The sequence below is a fragment of the Streptomyces sp. 4F14 genome (assembly GCF_048159485.1).
In the GTDB taxonomy this organism is placed as follows: Bacteria; Actinomycetota; Actinomycetes; order Streptomycetales; family Streptomycetaceae; genus Streptomyces.
Map to the genome: position 1 here is coordinate 40,060 of NZ_JBLRVY010000027.1, position 17,775 is coordinate 57,834.

Annotated in this window: 14 protein-coding genes; all 14 read right to left on the reverse strand. The window is 70.0% G+C overall.

The window, feature by feature from the left end; genetic code table 11:
• Positions 1-45: 45 nt before the first annotated feature.
• A complete protein-coding gene (gene recQ / locus ACLZOT_RS36400) occupies positions 46-2,046 on the reverse strand; it encodes a DNA helicase RecQ (RefSeq protein WP_416973432.1) in 2,001 nt (666 codons plus the stop codon).
• Positions 2,047-2,276: 230 nt separating this feature from the next.
• Complete coding sequence (nuoN, locus tag ACLZOT_RS36405) at positions 2,277-3,926, reverse strand: NADH-quinone oxidoreductase subunit NuoN (protein ID WP_416973433.1); 1,650 nt, start codon at positions 3,924-3,926, stop codon at positions 2,277-2,279.
• Positions 3,923-5,494: an NADH-quinone oxidoreductase subunit M gene (locus ACLZOT_RS36410; RefSeq protein WP_416973434.1), complete on the reverse strand. Its 1,572-nt coding sequence runs from the start codon at positions 5,492-5,494 to the stop codon at positions 3,923-3,925. The genes nuoN and ACLZOT_RS36410 overlap by 4 nt, the downstream gene beginning before the upstream one ends.
• Before the next feature lie 5 nt (positions 5,495-5,499).
• Positions 5,500-7,413, reverse strand: coding sequence for an NADH-quinone oxidoreductase subunit L (nuoL, locus tag ACLZOT_RS36415; protein ID WP_416973435.1), 1,914 nt, complete (start codon positions 7,411-7,413; stop codon positions 5,500-5,502).
• Between the two features lie 15 nt (positions 7,414-7,428).
• Positions 7,429-7,728: an NADH-quinone oxidoreductase subunit NuoK gene (gene nuoK / locus ACLZOT_RS36420; RefSeq protein ID WP_003974374.1), complete on the reverse strand. Its 300-nt coding sequence runs from the start codon at positions 7,726-7,728 to the stop codon at positions 7,429-7,431.
• The gene (locus tag ACLZOT_RS36425) at positions 7,725-8,600 is read right to left on the reverse strand and encodes an NADH-quinone oxidoreductase subunit J (protein WP_416973436.1); all 876 of its coding nucleotides are present in this window, start codon (positions 8,598-8,600) and stop codon (positions 7,725-7,727) included. The genes nuoK and ACLZOT_RS36425 overlap by 4 nt, the downstream gene beginning before the upstream one ends.
• Positions 8,597-9,199 carry an NADH-quinone oxidoreductase subunit NuoI gene (nuoI, locus tag ACLZOT_RS36430; RefSeq protein ID WP_055718802.1) on the reverse strand — a complete coding sequence of 201 codons (603 nt, stop codon included), beginning with the start codon at positions 9,197-9,199 and terminating at the stop codon, positions 8,597-8,599. Before nuoI ends, ACLZOT_RS36425 begins: the two co-directional genes overlap by 4 nt.
• Positions 9,192-10,553: an NADH-quinone oxidoreductase subunit NuoH gene (gene nuoH / locus ACLZOT_RS36435; protein WP_416973437.1), complete on the reverse strand. Its 1,362-nt coding sequence runs from the start codon at positions 10,551-10,553 to the stop codon at positions 9,192-9,194. Before nuoH ends, nuoI begins: the two co-directional genes overlap by 8 nt.
• The gene (locus ACLZOT_RS36440; RefSeq protein ID WP_416973438.1) at positions 10,550-13,051 is read right to left on the reverse strand and encodes an NADH-quinone oxidoreductase subunit G; all 2,502 of its coding nucleotides are present in this window, start codon (positions 13,049-13,051) and stop codon (positions 10,550-10,552) included. Before ACLZOT_RS36440 ends, nuoH begins: the two co-directional genes overlap by 4 nt.
• A complete protein-coding gene (nuoF, locus tag ACLZOT_RS36445; RefSeq protein ID WP_416973439.1) occupies positions 13,048-14,394 on the reverse strand; it encodes an NADH-quinone oxidoreductase subunit NuoF in 1,347 nt (448 codons plus the stop codon). The genes ACLZOT_RS36440 and nuoF overlap by 4 nt, the downstream gene beginning before the upstream one ends.
• On the reverse strand, positions 14,391-15,155 hold the full coding sequence (gene nuoE / locus ACLZOT_RS36450) for an NADH-quinone oxidoreductase subunit NuoE (protein ID WP_416973440.1): 765 nt from the start codon (positions 15,153-15,155) through the stop codon (positions 14,391-14,393). Before nuoE ends, nuoF begins: the two co-directional genes overlap by 4 nt.
• Positions 15,152-16,474, reverse strand: coding sequence for an NADH-quinone oxidoreductase subunit D (locus ACLZOT_RS36455; protein ID WP_416973441.1), 1,323 nt, complete (start codon positions 16,472-16,474; stop codon positions 15,152-15,154). Before ACLZOT_RS36455 ends, nuoE begins: the two co-directional genes overlap by 4 nt.
• On the reverse strand, positions 16,471-17,211 hold the full coding sequence (locus ACLZOT_RS36460; protein WP_416973442.1) for an NADH-quinone oxidoreductase subunit C: 741 nt from the start codon (positions 17,209-17,211) through the stop codon (positions 16,471-16,473). Before ACLZOT_RS36460 ends, ACLZOT_RS36455 begins: the two co-directional genes overlap by 4 nt.
• Positions 17,208-17,762, reverse strand: a complete 555-nt coding sequence (locus ACLZOT_RS36465; protein ID WP_010353976.1) for a NuoB/complex I 20 kDa subunit family protein — start codon at positions 17,760-17,762, stop codon at positions 17,208-17,210. The genes ACLZOT_RS36460 and ACLZOT_RS36465 overlap by 4 nt, the downstream gene beginning before the upstream one ends.
• Positions 17,763-17,775 lie beyond the last annotated feature (13 nt).

Genomic DNA, 17,775 nt, shown 5'->3' on the forward strand with positions numbered 1-17,775 from the left:
CCGGAAAGGTTCGGGCGACCCGGACACCAGCGCCGCACGCGAGCCCTACGTCCAGTCCGGCTCCTCCTCCGGCTCGCCCCAGAAGTCGTCCTCCGCCGGTACGGGTCCCCGCGCCGCGGGAGCCGGGGTGGGCGCCGGCGTCCTCGCTGATCCCTCCGGTGCCCCGCCCAGCTCCGCCAGCGCCGTCACGACGCCCTCGCCGTAGGTCGCGAGCTTCTTCTCGCCCACCCCGCTGATGCCCGCCAGCTCACGGACCGACGACGGCCATACGGAGACGATCTCGCGGAGGGTCGCGTCGTGGAAGATCACGTACGCCGGGACGCCCTGTTCGCGGGCCTGTTCCGCGCGCCAGGCGCGCAGGGCCTCGAAGGCGGGCTGGAGGTGGGGCGGCAGTTCGACGACGGCCGCCTTGGCCTTGCCGCCCCTGCCGGAGGAGGAGGACGTCTTGGCGGTCGGCGCCTTCTTCTGCTCCTTGCGCAACGGCACGTCCCGTTCGCGCCGCAGGACCGTGCCGCTGGCCTCCGTGAGGACCAGCGTGCCGTACTCCCCCTCGACCGCCAGCAGCCCCTGCGCGAGCAACTGCCGGATGACGCCCCGCCATTCGCCCTCCGCGAGGTCCTGGCCGATGCCGAACACGGAGAGCTGGTCGTGGTCGAACTGGATGACCTTGGCGCTGCGCTTGCCGAGCAGGATGTCGATGATCTGGACGGCGCCGAACTTCTGCCCGCGCTCGCGCTGGAGGCGGACGACGGTGGACAGGACCTTCTGCGCGGCGACCGTGCCGTCCCACGTCTCCGGCGGGGTCAGGCAGGTGTCGCAGTTGCCGCAGCCGACGGGGTCGGGGTCCTGGCCGAAGTAGTCGAGGAGCTGGCCGCGCCGGCACCGCGCGGTCTCGCACAGCGCGAGCATCGCGTCCAGGTGGGACTGCGCGCGGCGCCGGAACGCCTCGTCCCCCTCGCCGGACTGGATCAGCTTGCGCTGCTGGATGACGTCGTTGAGGCCGTACGCCATCCACGCCGTGGACGGCTGGCCGTCACGCCCCGCGCGGCCGGTCTCCTGGTAGTACCCCTCGACGGACTTCGGCAGGTCGAGGTGGGCGACGAAGCGGACGTCCGGCTTGTCGATGCCCATGCCGAAGGCGATGGTCGCGACGACGGTCAGGCCGTCCTCGCGCAGGAACCGGGACTGGTGCCTCGCGCGGGTGCCCGCGTCGAGCCCCGCGTGGTACGGCACCGCCGCGATGCCGTTGGCCGCCAGGAACTCGGCGGTCTTCTCGACCGAGTTGCGCGAGAGGCAGTACACGATGCCGGCGTCGCCCGCGTGCTCCTCGCGCAGGAACGCCAGGAGCTGCTTCTTGGGGTCCGCCTTGGGGACGATGCGGTACTGGATGTTGGGCCGGTCGAAGCTGGCGACGAAGTGCCGGGCGGCCGGCATGCCGAGGCGCTGGACGATCTCCTCGTGCGTGGCCTTCGTCGCCGTCGCCGTCAGGGCGATGCGCGGGACGTCCGGCCAGCGCTCGCCCAGGAGGGACAGGGCGAGGTAGTCGGGGCGGAAGTCGTGGCCCCACTGGGAGACGCAGTGCGCCTCGTCGATCGCGAAGACGGCGATCTTGCCGCGCGAGAGCAGCTCCAGCGTGCTGTCGAGGCGCAGCCGCTCGGGGGCGAGGTAGAGCAGGTCCAGCTCGCCGGCGGCGTACTCGGCCTCCACGAGGCGGCGTTCGTCGAAGTCCTGGGTCGAGTTGATGAACCCCGCCTTCACGCCGACCGCGCGCAGGGCGTCCACCTGGTCCTGCATGAGCGCGATGAGGGGCGACACGACGATCCCCGTGCCGGATCTGACCAGCGCGGGGATCTGGTAGCACAGCGACTTCCCACCGCCGGTCGGCATCAGCACGACCGCGTCACCGCCGCCGATCACATGATCGACGATCGCCCCCTGCTCGCCCCGGAAGCTGTCGTACCCGAACACCCGGTGCAGCGTCGCGAGCGCCTCGCTCTCCACGCCCCCCGCGGCCACCGCTTCCGCCACCTCTACCGCCTCCGCCATCGCGCCGATCCCACCCGTCGTCCCTCGAACCACTGCCTCCACGTGCCTCCCACGATAGGCCCCCGCACCGACACCCACGGAGTTATCCACAGGTCGGCCGAGAACCTCGCCCCCCGCACCACCGGCGACAGCACGCGCGCGCCCGCGAGAGGACACCCCGGGCAGACCGACGGCCCGGCACCCCCCGGAAGAAGGGCACCAGGCCGTCGTACACGCACCCGCGCGCGGTCTCAGCGCACGAACACCCCCGCCTGCCCCGCCAGGTCGAGGAAGTACTGCGGCGCGACGCCCAGGACGAGGGTGACCGCCACCCCCACCCCGATCGCGGTCATGGTCAGCGGTGAGGGCACGGCGACCGTCGGGCCCTCGGGGCGGGGCTCGCTGAAGAACATCAGGACGATGACCCGGATGTAGAAGAAAGCGGCGATGGCCGACGAGATCACACCGACCACGACCAGCGGCGCCGCACCCCCTTCCGCGGCGGCCTTGAAGACGGCGAACTTGCCCGCGAACCCGGAGGTCAGCGGGATACCGGCGAAGGCCAGCAGGAACACGGCGAAGACGGCCGCCACCAGGGGTGAACGGCGCCCCAGGCCCGCCCACTTGGAGAGGTGGGTGGCCTCGCCCCCGGCGTCGCGGACCAGCGTGACCACCGCGAACGCGCCGATCGTCACGAAGGAGTACGCGGCGAGGTAGAAGAGGACCGAGGAGACCCCGTCGGGCGTCGTCGCGATGACACCCGCGAGGATGAACCCGGCGTGCGCGATGGACGAGTACGCCAGCAGCCGCTTGATGTCGGTCTGGGTGATCGCGACGATCGCCCCGCCCAGCATCGTGACGATGGCGACGCCCCACATCACGGGCCGCCAGTCCCACCGCAGCCCCGGCAGGATGACGTACAGGACCCGCAGCAGCGCCCCGAACGCGGCGACCTTGGTGGCGGCGGCCATGAACCCGGTGACCGGCGTGGGCGCACCCTGGTAGACGTCCGGCGTCCACATGTGGAACGGCACGGCACCGACCTTGAAGAGCAGGCCCATGACGAGGAGCGCGGCGCCGATGAGGAGCAGCGCGTCGTTGCCCATGGTGTCGGCGAGCGCGGGGTCGACGGACTTGACGGTGCCGTCGACGACCTGCGCGATGGTGCCGTAGGAGACGGAACCGGCGTACCCGTACAGCAGCGCGATCCCGAACAGGGTGAACGCGGAGGCGAACGCGCCGAGCAGGAAGTACTTGACGGCCGCTTCCTGCGACATGAGCCGCTTGCGGCGCGCGAGCGCGCACAGCAGGTACAGCGGGAGGGAGAAGACCTCCAGCGCGATGAAGAGCGTCAGCAGGTCGTTGGCGGCCGGGAAGACGAGCATCCCGGCGACCGCGAAGAGCAGCAGCGGGAAGACCTCGGTGGTGGTGAACCCGGCCTTGACGGCGGCCTGTTCGCTGTCGCTGCCGGGTACGGCGGCGCCCTGCGCGGCGAACGAGTCGACCGGGCTGCCGTGGGCCTCCGGGTCGAGGCGGCGCTCCGCGAAGGTGAACAGGCCGACCAGGGCGGCGAGCAGGATCGTGCCCTGGAGGAAGAGCGCCGGCCCGTCGACGGCGATGGCGCCCATCGCGACGATGCCCGCGCGCGTGGTGCCGTACCCCTTCGCCGCGAGGGCGACGACGGCCGCGAACGCGGCGCACAGGGCGACGACGGAGACGAACAACTGGGCGTAGTAGCGGGACTTCCGCGGCACGAACGCCTCGACGAGGATCCCGACGACCGCCGCGCCCACGACGATCAGGGTGGGCGACAATTGCCCGTATTCGATCTTCGGCGCGTCGATCTTCGCGATCGGTTCGGCCGCCGTTGTCCACAGGCTGTGGACGGCTGTTGCGCTCACCTGGCCGCCTCCACCTCAGGCTGGGGGTCCTTCTTGTTCACGTCGGACAGCGTCTGCTTGACCGCCGGGTTGACGACGTCCGCGATCGGCTTCGGGTAGACCCCGAGGACGACGAGCAGGACGATCAGCGGCGTGACGACCGCGATCTCCCTGATCTTCAGATCGGGCATCGACGCGACCTCGGGCTTCACCGGGCCGGTCATCGTCCGCTGGTAGAGGACGAGGGTGTACAGCGCGGCGAGCACGATCCCGAAGGTCGCGATGATCCCTACGACGGGGTAGCGCGCGAACGCGCCGACCAGCACCAGGAACTCGCTCACGAAGGGCGCGAGGCCGGGCAGCGACAGCGTGGCGAGGCCGCCGATCAGGAACGTCCCGGCGAGCACCGGGGCGACCTTCTGGACGCCGCCGTAGTCGGCGATGAGCCGCGAGCCGCGCCGGGAGATCAGGAAGCCGGCGACGAGCATCAGGGCGGCCGTCGAGATGCCGTGGTTGACCATGTAGAGCGTCGCGCCGGACTGGCCCTGGCTGGTCATCGCGAAGATGCCGAGCACGATGAACCCGAAGTGCGAGATCGACGCGTACGCCACCAGCCGCTTGATGTCCCGCTGCCCGACGGCGAGCAGGGCGCCGTAGATGATGCTGATCAGGGCGAGTACGAGAATGACCGGAGTCGCCCATTTCGACGCCTCCGGGAAGAGCTGGAGGCAGAAGCGGAGCATCGCGAACGTGCCGACCTTGTCGACGACGGCCGTGATGAGGACCGCGACCGGGGCCGTGGCCTCGCCCATCGCGTTCGGCAGCCAGGTGTGCAGCGGCCACAGCGGGGCCTTCACCGCGAAGGCGAAGAAGAAGCCGAGGAACAGCCAGCGTTCCGTGTTGGTCGCCATGTCGAGCGTGCCGTTGGCGCGCGCGGCGGCGATCTCCTGGAGGCTGAAGTTGCCCGCGACCACGTACAGGCCGATCACGGCGGCCAGCATGATCAGGCCGCCGACCAGGTTGTAGAGCAGGAACTTGACGGCCGCGTACGACCGTTGGGTCGACGCCGCCTCCTCGCCGTGCTCGTGCGCGCGGTCCCCGAAGCCCCCGATGAGGAAGTACATCGGGATGAGCATCGCTTCGAAGAAGATGTAGAAGAGGAAGACGTCGGTGGCCTCGAAGGAGATGATCACCATCGCCTCGACGGCCAGGATCAGCGCGAAGAAGCCCTGGGTGGGCCGCCAGCGCTTGCTGCCGGTCTCCAGCGGGTCGGCGTCGTTCCAGCCGGCCAGGATGATGAACGGGATGAGCAGCGCGGTCAGCGCGATGAGCGCCACCGCGATGCCGTCGACGCCCAGTTCGTAGCGGACCCCGAACTCCTTGATCCAGGAGTGGGACTCGGTGAGCTGGTAGCGGTCGCCGTCGGGGTCGAAGCGGACCAGGATCGCGATCGCGAGGGCGAGCGTGCCGAGCGAGACCAGCAGCGCGAGCGACTTCGCCGCGTTGCGCCGCGCCGCCGGTACGGCCGCCGTGGCGATCGCCCCGACGGCGGGGAGCACCGCCGTCGCTGTCAGCAGGGGAAAGGACATCGGTATCAGACCGCCCTCATCAGCAGCGTCGCGGCGACCAGGACCGCCGCGCCGCCGAACATCGAGACCGCGTAGGAGCGCGCGAAGCCGTTCTGGAGGCGGCGCAGCCGTCCGGACAGGCCGCCGAAGCCGGCCGCCGTGCCGTTGACGACGCCGTCGACCAGGGTGTGGTCGACGTACACCAGCGAGCGCGTGAGGTGCTCGCCGCCGCGTACCAGCACGACGTGGTTGAAGTCGTCCTGGAGGAGGTCGCGGCGGGCGGCCCGGGTGAGCAGCGACCCGCGCGGGGCGACGGCCGGGACCGGGCGGCGGCCGTACTGGAGGTACGCCAGGGCGACGCCTACGACCATGACGGCGACCGTCGCCGAGGTGACCGTCGTGGCGCTGATGGGCGCGTCGCCGTGGTCGTGGCCGGTGACCGGCTCCAGCCAGTGCAGGAAGCGGTCGCCGACGCCGAACACGCCGCCCGCGAAGACCGAGCCGAAGGCCAGCACGATCATCGGGATCGTCATGGACCTGGGGGACTCGTGCGGGTGCGGTTCGTTGCCGTTCTCGTCGGGCTGCCAGCGCTTCTCGCCGAAGAACGTCATCAGCATCACGCGCGTCATGTAGTACGCCGTGATGGCCGCGCCCAGCAGGGCCGCGCCGCCGAGGATCCAGCCCTCGGTGCCGCCCTTGGCGAACGCCGCCTCGATGATCTTGTCCTTGGAGAAGAAGCCGGACAGACCGGGGAAGCCGATGATCGCGAGGTAGCCGAGGCCGAAGGTGACGAACGTGACCGGCATGTACTTCCTGAGGCCGCCGTACTTCCTCATGTCGACCTCGTCGTTCATGCCGTGCATGACGGAACCCGCGCCGAGGAAGAGCCCGGCCTTGAAGAAGCCGTGCGTCACCAGGTGCATGATCGCGTAGACGTACCCGATGGGGCCGAGCCCTGCCGCGAGGACCATGTAGCCGATCTGCGACATCGTCGACCCGGCGAGGGCCTTCTTGATGTCGTCCTTCGCGCAACCGACGATCGCACCGAACAGCAGCGTGACCGCGCCGACGATGGTGACGACCAGTTGCGCGTCCGGCGCGGCGTTGAACACCGCGGCCGAGCGGACGATCAGGTACACGCCCGCGGTGACCATCGTCGCCGCGTGGATGAGCGCCGACACGGGCGTCGGGCCCTCCATGGCGTCCCCCAGCCAGGACTGGAGCGGCACCTGTGCGGACTTGCCGCAGGCGGCCAGCAGCAGCATCAGGGCGATCGCGGTGAGCTTGCCCTCGCTCGCGTCGGCTGCGACACCCGGTTCGGTGTGCGTGCCGAGCAGCGGGCCGAAGGCGAACGTCCCGAAGGTCGTGAACATCAGCATGATCGCGATCGACAGGCCCATGTCGCCGACCCGGTTGACCAGGAACGCCTTCTTCGCGGCCGTCGCGGCGCTGGGCTTGTGCTGCCAGAACCCGATGAGCAGGAACGAGGCGAGGCCCACGCCCTCCCAGCCGACGTACAGCAGGAGGTAGTTGTCGGCGAGGACCAGGATCAGCATCGCCGCGAGGAACAGGTTCAGGTAGCCGAAGAAGCGGCGGCGCCGGTCGTCGTGCTCCATGTACCCGATCGAGTACAGGTGGATCAGCGAACCGACGCCCGTGATCAGCAGCACGAACGTCATGGACAGCTGGTCGAGGCGGAACGCGACGTCCGCCTGGAAGCCCTCGACGGGGATCCAGCTGAACAGGTGCTGGTGGAGCGTGCGGTGCTCGGCGTCCTTGCCGAGCAGGTCCGCGAAGAGGATCAGGCCGAACACGAAGGAGACGGCCGACAGGAGCGTGCCGATCCAATGGCCGACGGCGTCCAGCCGGCGGCCTCCGGTGAGCAGGACGGCCGCTCCGAGCAGGGGCGCCGCGATCAGCAGCGCGATGAGGTTCTCCACGTTTCTTCCGACCCCTTACAGCTTCATCAGGCTGGCGTCGTCGACCGAGGCCGAGTGGCGGGAGCGGAACAGCGACACGATGATCGCGAGTCCGACCACGACCTCCGCCGCGGCGACGACCATCGTGAAGAAGGCGATGATCTGGCCGTCGAGGTTGCCGTGCATCCGGGAGAAGGCGACGAACGCGAGGTTGCAGGCGTTCAGCATCAGCTCGATGCACATGAACACGACGATGGCGTTGCGCCGGATGAGCACTCCGGTCGCGCCGATCGTGAACAACAGGGCGGCGAGGTACAGGTAGTTGACCGGGTTCACTGCGACGCCTCCTCTGCCTCGCGCGCCTCGCGCGTCTCGCGCCTGAAGCGCGGCGGCTCGATCTCGTCGCGCTCCAGGCGCTCCTCGGAGCGCTGTTGGAGGGCCTTGAGGTCGGCGATCGCCTCCGTGGACACGTCCCGGATCTGGCCGCGGTCGCGCAGGGTCTTGCTGACGGTCAGTTCGGACGGCGTCCCGTCGGGCAGCAGGCCCGCGATGTCGACGGCGTTGTGCCGCGCGTACACGCCGGGGGCCGGGAGCGGCGGGAGGTGCTTGCCCTCGCGCACGCGCTGCTCGGCCAGCTCGCGCTGGGTCTTGGCGCGCTCGGTGCGCTCGCGGTGGGTGAGGACCATCGCGCCGACGGCGGCCGTGATGAGCAGGGCGCCGGTGATCTCGAAGGCGAAGACGTACTTCGTGAAGATGAGGGTCGCGAGACCCTCCACGTTGCCGTTCGCGTTCGCCTGCGCGAGGCCGTTGAACTCGCTCAGGGAGGCGTTCCCGATGCCGCCGACGAGCAGGATGCCGAAGCCGGCGCCGCTGAGCAGGGCGAGCCAGCGCTGCCCCTTGATGGTCTCCTTCAGGGAGTCGGCGGCGGTGACGCCGACCAGCATCACGACGAACAGGAACAGCATCATGATCGCGCCCGTGTAGACGACGATCTGCACGATGCCGAGGAAGTAGGCGCCGTTGGCGAGGTAGAACACCGCGAGGATGATCATGGTTCCGGCGAGGCACAGCGCGCTGTGGACGGCCCGCTTCATGAAGACGGTGCACAGGGCGCCGATCACCGCGACCGTACCGAGCGTCCAGAACTGGAACGCCTCGCCGGTGGACGTCCCAGCGGAAAGAGTGGCTGCGGCGGCTAGCGCGCTCACGCGTCTGCCCCCTCTTCTTCCGGCTTCTCTCCCTTGGAGACGGCGACCTGACGCTCCGTACCGGGCGCGGCCTCGGTGACCAGCCCCCGGTAGTAGTCCTGTTCATCCGTCCCGGGGTAGATCGCGTGGGGCGTGTCGACCATGTTGTCGTCGAGGCCCGCGAGGAGCTGTTCCTTGGTGTAGATGAGGTTCGCGCGGCTGGAGTCGGCGAGTTCGAACTCGTTGGTCATCGTCAGCGCGCGCGTGGGGCACGCCTCGATGCACAGGCCGCACAGGATGCAGCGGGCGTAGTTGATCTGGTAGACGCGGCCGTAGCGCTCGCCCGGGGAGTAGCGCTCCTCGTCGGTGTTGTCCGCGCCCTCGACGTAGATCGCGTCGGCCGGGCAGGCCCAGGCGCACAGTTCGCAGCCGACGCACTTCTCCAGGCCGTCCGGATGGCGGTTGAGCTGATGCCGTCCGTGGAACCGCGGTGCGGTGGTCTTCTGCTGCTCCGGGTACTGCTCGGTGAGCCGCTTCTTGAACATGGCCTTGAAGGTCACGCCGAAGCCGGCGACGGGGTTCTGGAAACCGGGTGCGGTCTCCTTGGGCTCCTCAGCCATCGGACGCCTCCTTTCCGTCACGAGGTCCGTCACTCTGAGTATCGACCCCACCACTGACAATCAGCTCCCGGTCCTGGCGGGACCGGCGCCGGGGCACCGGCGGAAGCTCCTGGCCGGGCAGCGGCGGCACCGGGAATCCGCCCGCCATCGGGTCGAACCCGACCGGTTCCGCGGGCGCTTCGGCCTTCTTCGCCTTGTCGCGGAAGACGTCCACGACGAACGAGAGCAGCAGGACGGCGATCAGCCCGCCGGCCACGTACAGGGCGATGTCGGTGAAGCCGTAGTTCTCGTTGCGCAGGGTCCGCATGGTGGCGACGAGCATCAGCCACACCATCGAGACCGGCAGCAGCACCTTCCAGCCGAGCTTCATCAGCTGGTCGTAGCGCACGCGCGGGAGGGTGCCGCGCAGCCAGATGAAGAAGAACAGCAGGAGCTGCACCTTGACGACGAACCAGAGCATCGGCCACCAGCCGTGGTTCGCGCCCTCCCAGAAGCCGCTGATCGGCCAGGGCGCGCGCCAGCCGCCGAGGAACAGGGTGGTGGCGACGGCCGAGACGGTCACCATGTTGACGTACTCGGCGAGCATGAACATCGCGAACTTGATCGACGAGTACTCGGTGTTGAAGCCGCCGACGAGGTCGCCCTCGGACTCCGGCATGTCGAAGGGGGCGCGGTTGGTCTCGCCGACCATCGTGACGATGTACAGGATGAACGAGACCGGCAGCAGCAGGATGTACCAGCGGTCCGTCTGCTGCTCGACGATCGTCGACGTCGACATGGACCCCGAGTACAGGAACACCGAGGCGAACGCGGCGCCCATCGCGATCTCGTAGGAGATCATCTGCGCGGCCGAGCGCAGACCGCCGAGCAGCGGGTACGTCGACCCGGAGCTCCAGCCCGCGAGCACGATGCCGTAGATGCCGACCGAGGCGACCGCGAGGATGTACAGCATCGCGATCGGCAGGTCGGTGAGCTGCATCGTCGTGCGGTGGCCGAAGATCGAGACCTCGTTGCCGGCCGGGCCGAAGGGGATCACCGCGATCGCCATGAACGCGGGGATGGCGGCGACGATCGGCGCGAGGACGTAGACGACCTTGTCCGCGCGCTTGACGATGACGTCTTCCTTCAGCATCAGCTTGATGCCGTCGGCGAGCGACTGGAGCATGCCCCAGGGGCCGTGCCGGTTGGGTCCGACACGCAGCTGCATCCAGGCGACGACCTTGCGCTCCCAGACGATGGAGAACAGCACGGTCACCATCAGGAACGCGAAGCAGAACACCGCCTTGACGACGACCAGCCACCAGGGGTCACGGCCGAACATCGAGAGGTCTTCCGCCGCGAGGTACGGGCTCATGCCTCCACCTCCTTGGGGGCGTCGGCGGGCGTCGCCGGGCCGATGCGGACGAGAGTTCCGGGCCGGGCCCCGGTGTCCGAGGCGACGCCCGCGCCCGCCGAGTTGAGCGGGAGCCACACCACCCGGTCGGGCATCTCGGTGACGGCCAGCGGCAGTTCGACGGTCCCGGTGGCGCCGGTGACGGCCAGCAGGTCACCCTCCTTCACGCCCGCCTCGGCGGCCGTGGCGGCCGACACGCGCGCGTAGGAGGCGTGCCGGGTCGCGGCGAGCGCCGTGTCGCCCTCCTGGAGGAGCCCCCGGTCGAGGAGCAGCCGGTGCCCGGCGAGGACGGCCTCACCGGCGGCGGGCCTCGGGAGCGTTCCCCCGGTCTCGTTCGGCTCGGCGGCCCGCTGCCCGTCCCAGGCGCCCAGCCGGTCGATCTCCGCGCGCGTGGTGCGCAGGTCCGGAAGGCCCAGGTGGACGTCCATGGCGTCGGCGAGCATCTGCAGCACGCGCGTGTCGCTCGGGGGCAGCCGGCGCGTCATCTGCTCGGGCTTGAGGGCGGCGTCGAAGAACCGCACCCTGCCCTCCCAGTTGAGGAACGCGCCCGGCTTCTCGGCGACCGCGGCGACCGGCAGGACGACGTCCGCGCGCGTGCTGACCTCGCTGGGCCGCAGCTCCAGCGAGACCAGGAAGCCCACCTCGTCGAGCGCCGTACGCGCCCGCGCGGGGTCGGGCAGGTCGGCGACCTCGACGCCGGCCACCAGCAGCGCCTGGAGTTCCCCGGCGACGGCGGCCTCGACGATCTGGCCGGTGTCGCGGCCGTACCCGTGCGGGAGTTCGGCGAGCCCCCAGACGGCGGCGACCTCCTCACGCGCGCGTGGGTCGGTCGCCGGGCGTCCGCCGGGCAGCAGCGCGGGCAGCGCACCCGCCTCCAGGGCGCCGCGCTCGCCGGCCCGGCGCGGGATCCACACGAGCCGCGCCCCGGTCGCCGAGGCGACCCGCACAGCGGCCGTGAGACCCCCCGCGACGCCCGCCAGGCGCTCGCCTACGACGATGACGGCGCCCTCGGCCCGCAGCGCCTCGGCGGCCGCCTCTCCGGGCGTCTCCAGGCCGTTCCCGGCCGCGAGGGCGTCCAGCCACTCCGTCTCGGTGCCGGGAGCGGCCGGCAGCAGTGTGCCGCCCGCCTTCTCCAGGCCGCGCGTCGCGTGCGTGGCCAGCGAGAACACCCGCAGCCCGGTCTTGCGCCACGCCTTGCGCAGCCGCAGGAAGACGCCGGGGGCCTCCTCCTCGGACTCGAAGCCGACCAGGAGGACGGCGGGCGCCTTCTCCAGGTCCGCGTACGCGACGCCCGTGCCGTCGAGGTCCCGGCCGCGTCCGGCGACCTGGGAGGCCAGGAAGTCGGCCTCCTCGCCGCTGTGCACGCGCGCGCGGAAGTCGATGTCGTGGGTGTCGAGCGCCACGCGCGCGAACTTGCTGTACGCGTACGCGTCCTCGACGGTGAGCCGGCCGCCGGTCAGCACGCCCGTGCGCCCGCGCGAGGCGAGCAGTCCCTGCGCCGCGATCTGGAGGGCCTCCGGCCAGGAGGCGGGCACCAGGTCGCCTTCGGCGTTGCGCACGAGGGGCGTCTCCAGGCGGTCGCGCTGCTGCGCGTACCGGAACCCGAAGCGCCCCTTGTCGCAGATCCACTCCTCGTTGACCTCGGGGTCGTTCTGGGCGAGCCGCCGCATGACCTTCCCGCGCCGGTGGTCCGTACGCGTCGCGCACCCGCCCGCGCAGTGCTCGCACACCGAGGGCGACGACACCAGGTCGAAGGGGCGCGAGCGGAAGCGGTACGCGGCCGAGGTGAGCGCCCCGACGGGACAGATCTGGATCGTGTTCCCGGAGAAGTACGACTCGAACGGATCGCCTTCGCCCGTACCGACCTGCTGGAGGGCGCCCCGTTCGATCAACTCGATCATCGGGTCGCCCGCCACCTGGTTCGAGAACCGCGTGCAGCGCGCGCACAGGACGCACCGCTCGCGGTCCAGCAGGACCTGCGCGGAGATCGGGACCGGCTTCTCGTACGTCCGCTTGCGGCCCTCGAAGCGGGACTCCGCCTGGCCGTGCGACATGGCCTGGTTCTGGAGCGGGCACTCGCCGCCCTTGTCGCAGACCGGGCAGTCCAGCGGGTGGTTGATGAGCAGCAGCTCCATCACGCCGTGCTGGGCCTTCTCGGCGACCGGGGAGGTCAGGTGCGTCTTGACGACCATCCCGTCGGTGCAGGAGATCGTGCAGGACGCCATCGGCTTGCGCTGGCCCTCGACCTCGACGATGCACTGGCGGCAGGCGCCGGCCGGGTCGAGGAGGGGGTGGTCGCAGAACCGGGGGATCTCGATGCCGAGCTGTTCTGCGGCGCGGATGACCAGGGTGCCCTTGGGCACGCTGATCTCGGCGCCGTCGATCGTCAGCGTCACGAGATCTTCCCGCGGCACCGCCGCCTCCCCGCCTCCTGTGGGGGCATTGGTGGTCACGGTCATGCCTTCACCTCCGGGCGGTCCGCCCAGGCCGTCGACTTGGCCGGGTCGAAGGGGCAGCCCCGGCCGGTGATGTGCTGCTCGTACTCCTCGCGGAAGTACTTCAGCGAGGAGAAGATCGGCGAGGCGGCGCCGTCGCCGAGGGCGCAGAACGACTTGCCGTTGATGTTGTCGGCGATGTCGTTCAGCTTGTCGAGGTCGCTCATGACGCCCTTGCCGGCCTCGATGTCGCGCAGCAACTGCACGAGCCAGTAGGTGCCTTCACGGCAGGGCGTGCACTTGCCGCAGGACTCGTGGGCGTAGAACTCCGTCCACCGGGTCACCGCGCGCACCACGCAGGTCGTCTCGTCGAAGCACTGGAGGGCCTTCGTGCCGAGCATCGAGCCGGCCGCGCCGACGCCCTCGTAGTCGAGGGGCACGTCGAGGTGCTCGTCGGTGAACATCGGGGTGGAGGAGCCGCCCGGCGTCCAGAACTTCAGCCGGTGCCCGGGGCGCATCCCGCCGCTCATCTCCAGCAGCTGGCGCAGCGTGATGCCGAGCGGCGCCTCGTACTGGCCGGGGCTCGCGACATGGCCGGAGAGGGAGTACAGCGTGAAGCCCGGGGACTTCTCGCTGCCCATCGACCGGAACCATTCTTTGCCGCGATTCAGGATCGCGGGAACCGACGCGATCGACTCGACGTTGTTCACGACAGTGGGGCAGGCATACAGCCCCTCGACGGCGGGGAAGGGAGGACGCAGCCGCGGTTGACCCCGGCGGCCTTCGAGCGAGTCGAGCAGCGCGGTCTCCTCACCGCAGATGTACGCGCCGGCGCCGGCGTGGACGGTGAGCTGGAGATCGAGCCCGCTGCCGAGGATGTTCTCGCCGAGATAGCCCGCCGCGTACGCCTCGCGTACGGCCTCGTGCAACCGCCGCAGGACGGGGACGACTTCACCCCGCAGGTAGATGAAGGCATGCGACGACCGGATGGCGTAACACGCGATGACGATGCCCTCGATGAGGCTGTGCGGGTTCGCGAAGAGGAGCGGGATGTCCTTGCAGGTCCCCGGCTCCGATTCGTCGGCGTTGACAACTAGATAGTGCGGTTTTCCATCTCCCTGGGGAATGAACTGCCATTTCATCCCCGTCGGGAACCCGGCCCCGCCGCGCCCCCTCAGTCCGGAGTCCTTGACGTACGCGATCAGGTCGTCCGGCGACATGGCGAGGGCCTTGCGCAACCCCTCGTACCCCTCGTGCCTCCGGTACACGTCGAGCGACCAGGCTCGCTCCTCGTCCCAGAAGGCCGACAGCACGGGTGCCAGCAGCTTCTCGGGGCTGCTGCCTTTCAGTTCGGGTGCCAACGTCATCCCTCCCCCTCCTCGGCGGCGGGCCGGTGCTCGGGTTCCTCGCGCGGATGGACCACGCGCGCGGGTGCGGTCTCTCCCCTGGCCAGGCGGAGGCCCACCAGCGAGGCGGGTCCCGCGCCGCCGCTCGCCTCGACGGCGCCCTCGCGCTCGTCGGGGAAGCCCGCCAGGATGCGGGCGGTGTCCTTGAAGGTGCACAGCGGCGCCCCGCGCGTGGGGGACACCGTCCGGTCGGCGCGCAGGTCGTCGACGAGGCGTTTGGCGCTCTCGACGGTCTGGTTGTCGAAGAACTCCCAGTTGACCATCACGACAGGCGCGAAGTCGCAGGCCGCGTTGCACTCGATGTGCTCCAGCGTGACCTTCCCGTCGTCCGTGGTCTCTCCGTTCCCGACGCCCAGGTACTCCTGGAGCGAGTCGAAGATGGCGTCGCCGCCCATCACCGCGCACAGCGTGTTGGTGCAGACGCCGACCTGGTAGTCGCCGCTCGGCCGGCGCCGGTACATGGTGTAGAAGGTCGCGACGGCGGTGACCTCGGCGGTGGTCAGGCCCAGGACGTCCGCGCAGAACCGCATCCCGGTGCGCGTGACATGGCCCTCCTCGGACTGCACGAGGTGCAGCAGCGGCAGGAGCGCGGAGCGGGAGTCGGGGTAGCGGGCGATCACCTCGCGCGCGTCCGCCTCCAGGCGGGCCCGTACGTCGTCCGGGTAGGCGGGCGCGGGCAGTTCGGGCATGCCCAGGCTGATCCCGGAAGAGCTGGTGGTCACCGGTCGACGCCTCCCATCACGGGGTCGATGGACGCGACGGCGACGATCACGTCGGCGACCTGGCCGCCCTCGCACATCGCCGCCATGGCTTGCAGGTTGGTGAAGGACGGGTCGCGGAAGTGGACCCGGAAGGGGCGGGTGCCGCCGTCGGACACGGCGTGCACGCCGAGTTCGCCCTTGGGGGACTCGACGGCCGCGTACGCCTGTCCCGGCGGGACCCGGAAGCCCTCGGTGACCAGCTTGAAGTGGTGGATCAGGGCCTCCATGGAGGTGCCCATGATCTTCTTGATGTGGTCGAGGGAGTTGCCCAGTCCGTCGGGCCCGAGGGCCAGTTGGGCGGGCCAGGCGATCTTCTTGTCGCCGACCATGACCGGGCCCGGCTGGAGCCGGTCCAGGCACTGCTCGACGATGCGCAGCGACTGGCGCATCTCCTCCAGGCGGATCAGGAAGCGCCCGTAGGAGTCGCAGGTGTCGGCGGTCGGGACGTCGAACTCGTAGGTCTCGTACCCGCAGTAGGGCTGCGCCTTGCGCAGGTCGTGCGGGAGGCCGGTGGAGCGCAGGATCGGGCCGGTGGCGCCGAGGGCCATGCAGCCGGCCAGGTCGAGGTGGCCGACGTCCTGCATGCGGGCCTTGAAGATGGGGTTCCCGGTGGCGAGCTTGTCGTACTCCGGGAGGTTCTTCTTCATCTTCTTCACGAACTCGCGGATCTGGTCCACCGCGCCGGGCGGCAGGTCCTGCGCGAGTCCGCCGGGGCGGATGTACGCGTGGTTCATCCGCAGGCCCGTGATGAGCTCGTAGATGTCGAGAATCATTTCACGATCGCGGAATCCGTAGATCATGATCGTGGTGGCGCCGAGCTCCATGCCGCCGGTGGCGATGCACACCAGGTGCGAGGAGAGCCGGTTCAGCTCCATCAGCAGGACCCGGATGATCTCGGCGCGCTCGGGGATCTGGTCCTCGATGCCGAGGAGCTTCTCGACGGCGAGACAGTAGGCGGTCTCGTTGAAGAAGGACGTCAGGTAGTCCATGCGCGTGACGAAGGTCGTGCCCTGCGTCCACGTACGGAATTCGAGGTTCTTCTCGATGCCGGTGTGCAGGTAGCCGATGCCGCAGCGGGCCTCGGTGACCGTCTCGCCGTCGATCTCCAGGATGAGGCGGAGCACACCGTGCGTGGAGGGGTGCTGGGGGCCCATGTTGACGACGATGCGCTCGTCGTCGGCGCGGGCCGCGGACTGGACGATCTCGTCCCAGTCGCCTCCGGTGACCGTGTAGACGGAGCCTTCCGTGGTCTCGCGGGGAGTTGCGTGCGACGTGCTCACGAGTACGACCTCCGCTGGTCCGGAGCCGGGATCTGGGCGCCCTTGTACTCGACGGGGATGCCGCCGAGGGGGTAGTCCTTGCGCTGCGGGTGGCCCTGCCAGTCGTCCGGCATCATGATCCGCGTCAGGGCCGGGTGACCGTCGAAGACGATCCCGAAGAAGTCGTACGTCTCGCGCTCGTGCCAGTCGTTCGTCGGGTAGACGGGGACCAGGGACGGGATGCGCGGGTCGGCGTCCGGGGCGCTGACCTCCAGGCGGATCAGCCGGTTGTGGGTGATCGAGCGCAGGTGGTAGACGGCGTGCAGCTCGCGGCCCTTGTCGTGCGGGTAGTGCACGCCGCTGACGCCGGTGCACAGCTCGAAGCGCAGCGCCGGGTCGTCGCGCAGGGTGCGGGCGACGCGGACGAGGTGCTCGCGCTCGACGTGGAAGGTGAGTTCACCCCGGTCGACGACGGTCCTGCCGATCGCGTTGTCCGGGAGCAGCCCCTGTTCCTCCAGGGCTCCTTCGAGTTCGTCGGCGACCTCGTCGAACCAGCCGCCGTACGGCCGCGAGGACGCGCCCGGCAGGCGGACCGAGCGGACCAGGCCGCCGTATCCGGAGGTGTCGCCGCCGTTGTTCGCGCCGAACATGCCGCGCTGGACGCGGATCTCCTCGCCCCGGTCGCCGCGCTGGCCGGGGAGGTTGGAGGCGCTGAGGTCCTTCTCGGGGTTGGCGCCCTCCGGGTTGGCGTCGCTCATCGCAGCAGCCCCTTCATCTCGATCAGCGGGAGCGCCTTGAGCGCCGCCTCCTCCGCCTCCCGGGCCGCTTCCTCCGCGTTCACACCGAGCTTGGTGTGCTGGATCTTCTGGTGGAGCTTGAGGATCGCGTCCATCAGCATCTCGGGGCGCGGCGGGCAGCCGGGGAGGTAGATGTCCACGGGGACGATGTGGTCGACGCCCTGGACGATCGCGTAGTTGTTGAACATGCCGCCCGAGGACGCGCACACGCCCATGGAGATGACCCACTTGGGGTTCGGCATCTGGTCGTAGACCTGCCTGAGGACCGGCGCCATCTTCTGGCTGACCCGGCCGGCGACGATCATCAGGTCGGCCTGGCGGGGCGAGCCCCGGAAGACCTCCATGCCGAAGCGGGCGAGGTCGTAGCGCCCGGCTCCGGTCGTCATCATCTCGATGGCGCAGCAGGCCAGGCCGAAGGTGGCGGGGAAGACGGACGCCTTGCGCACCCAGCCCGCGGCCTGTTCGACGGTGGTCAGCAGGAAGCCGCTCGGCAGCTTTTCTTCGAGTCCCATGGCTAAAGGCCCC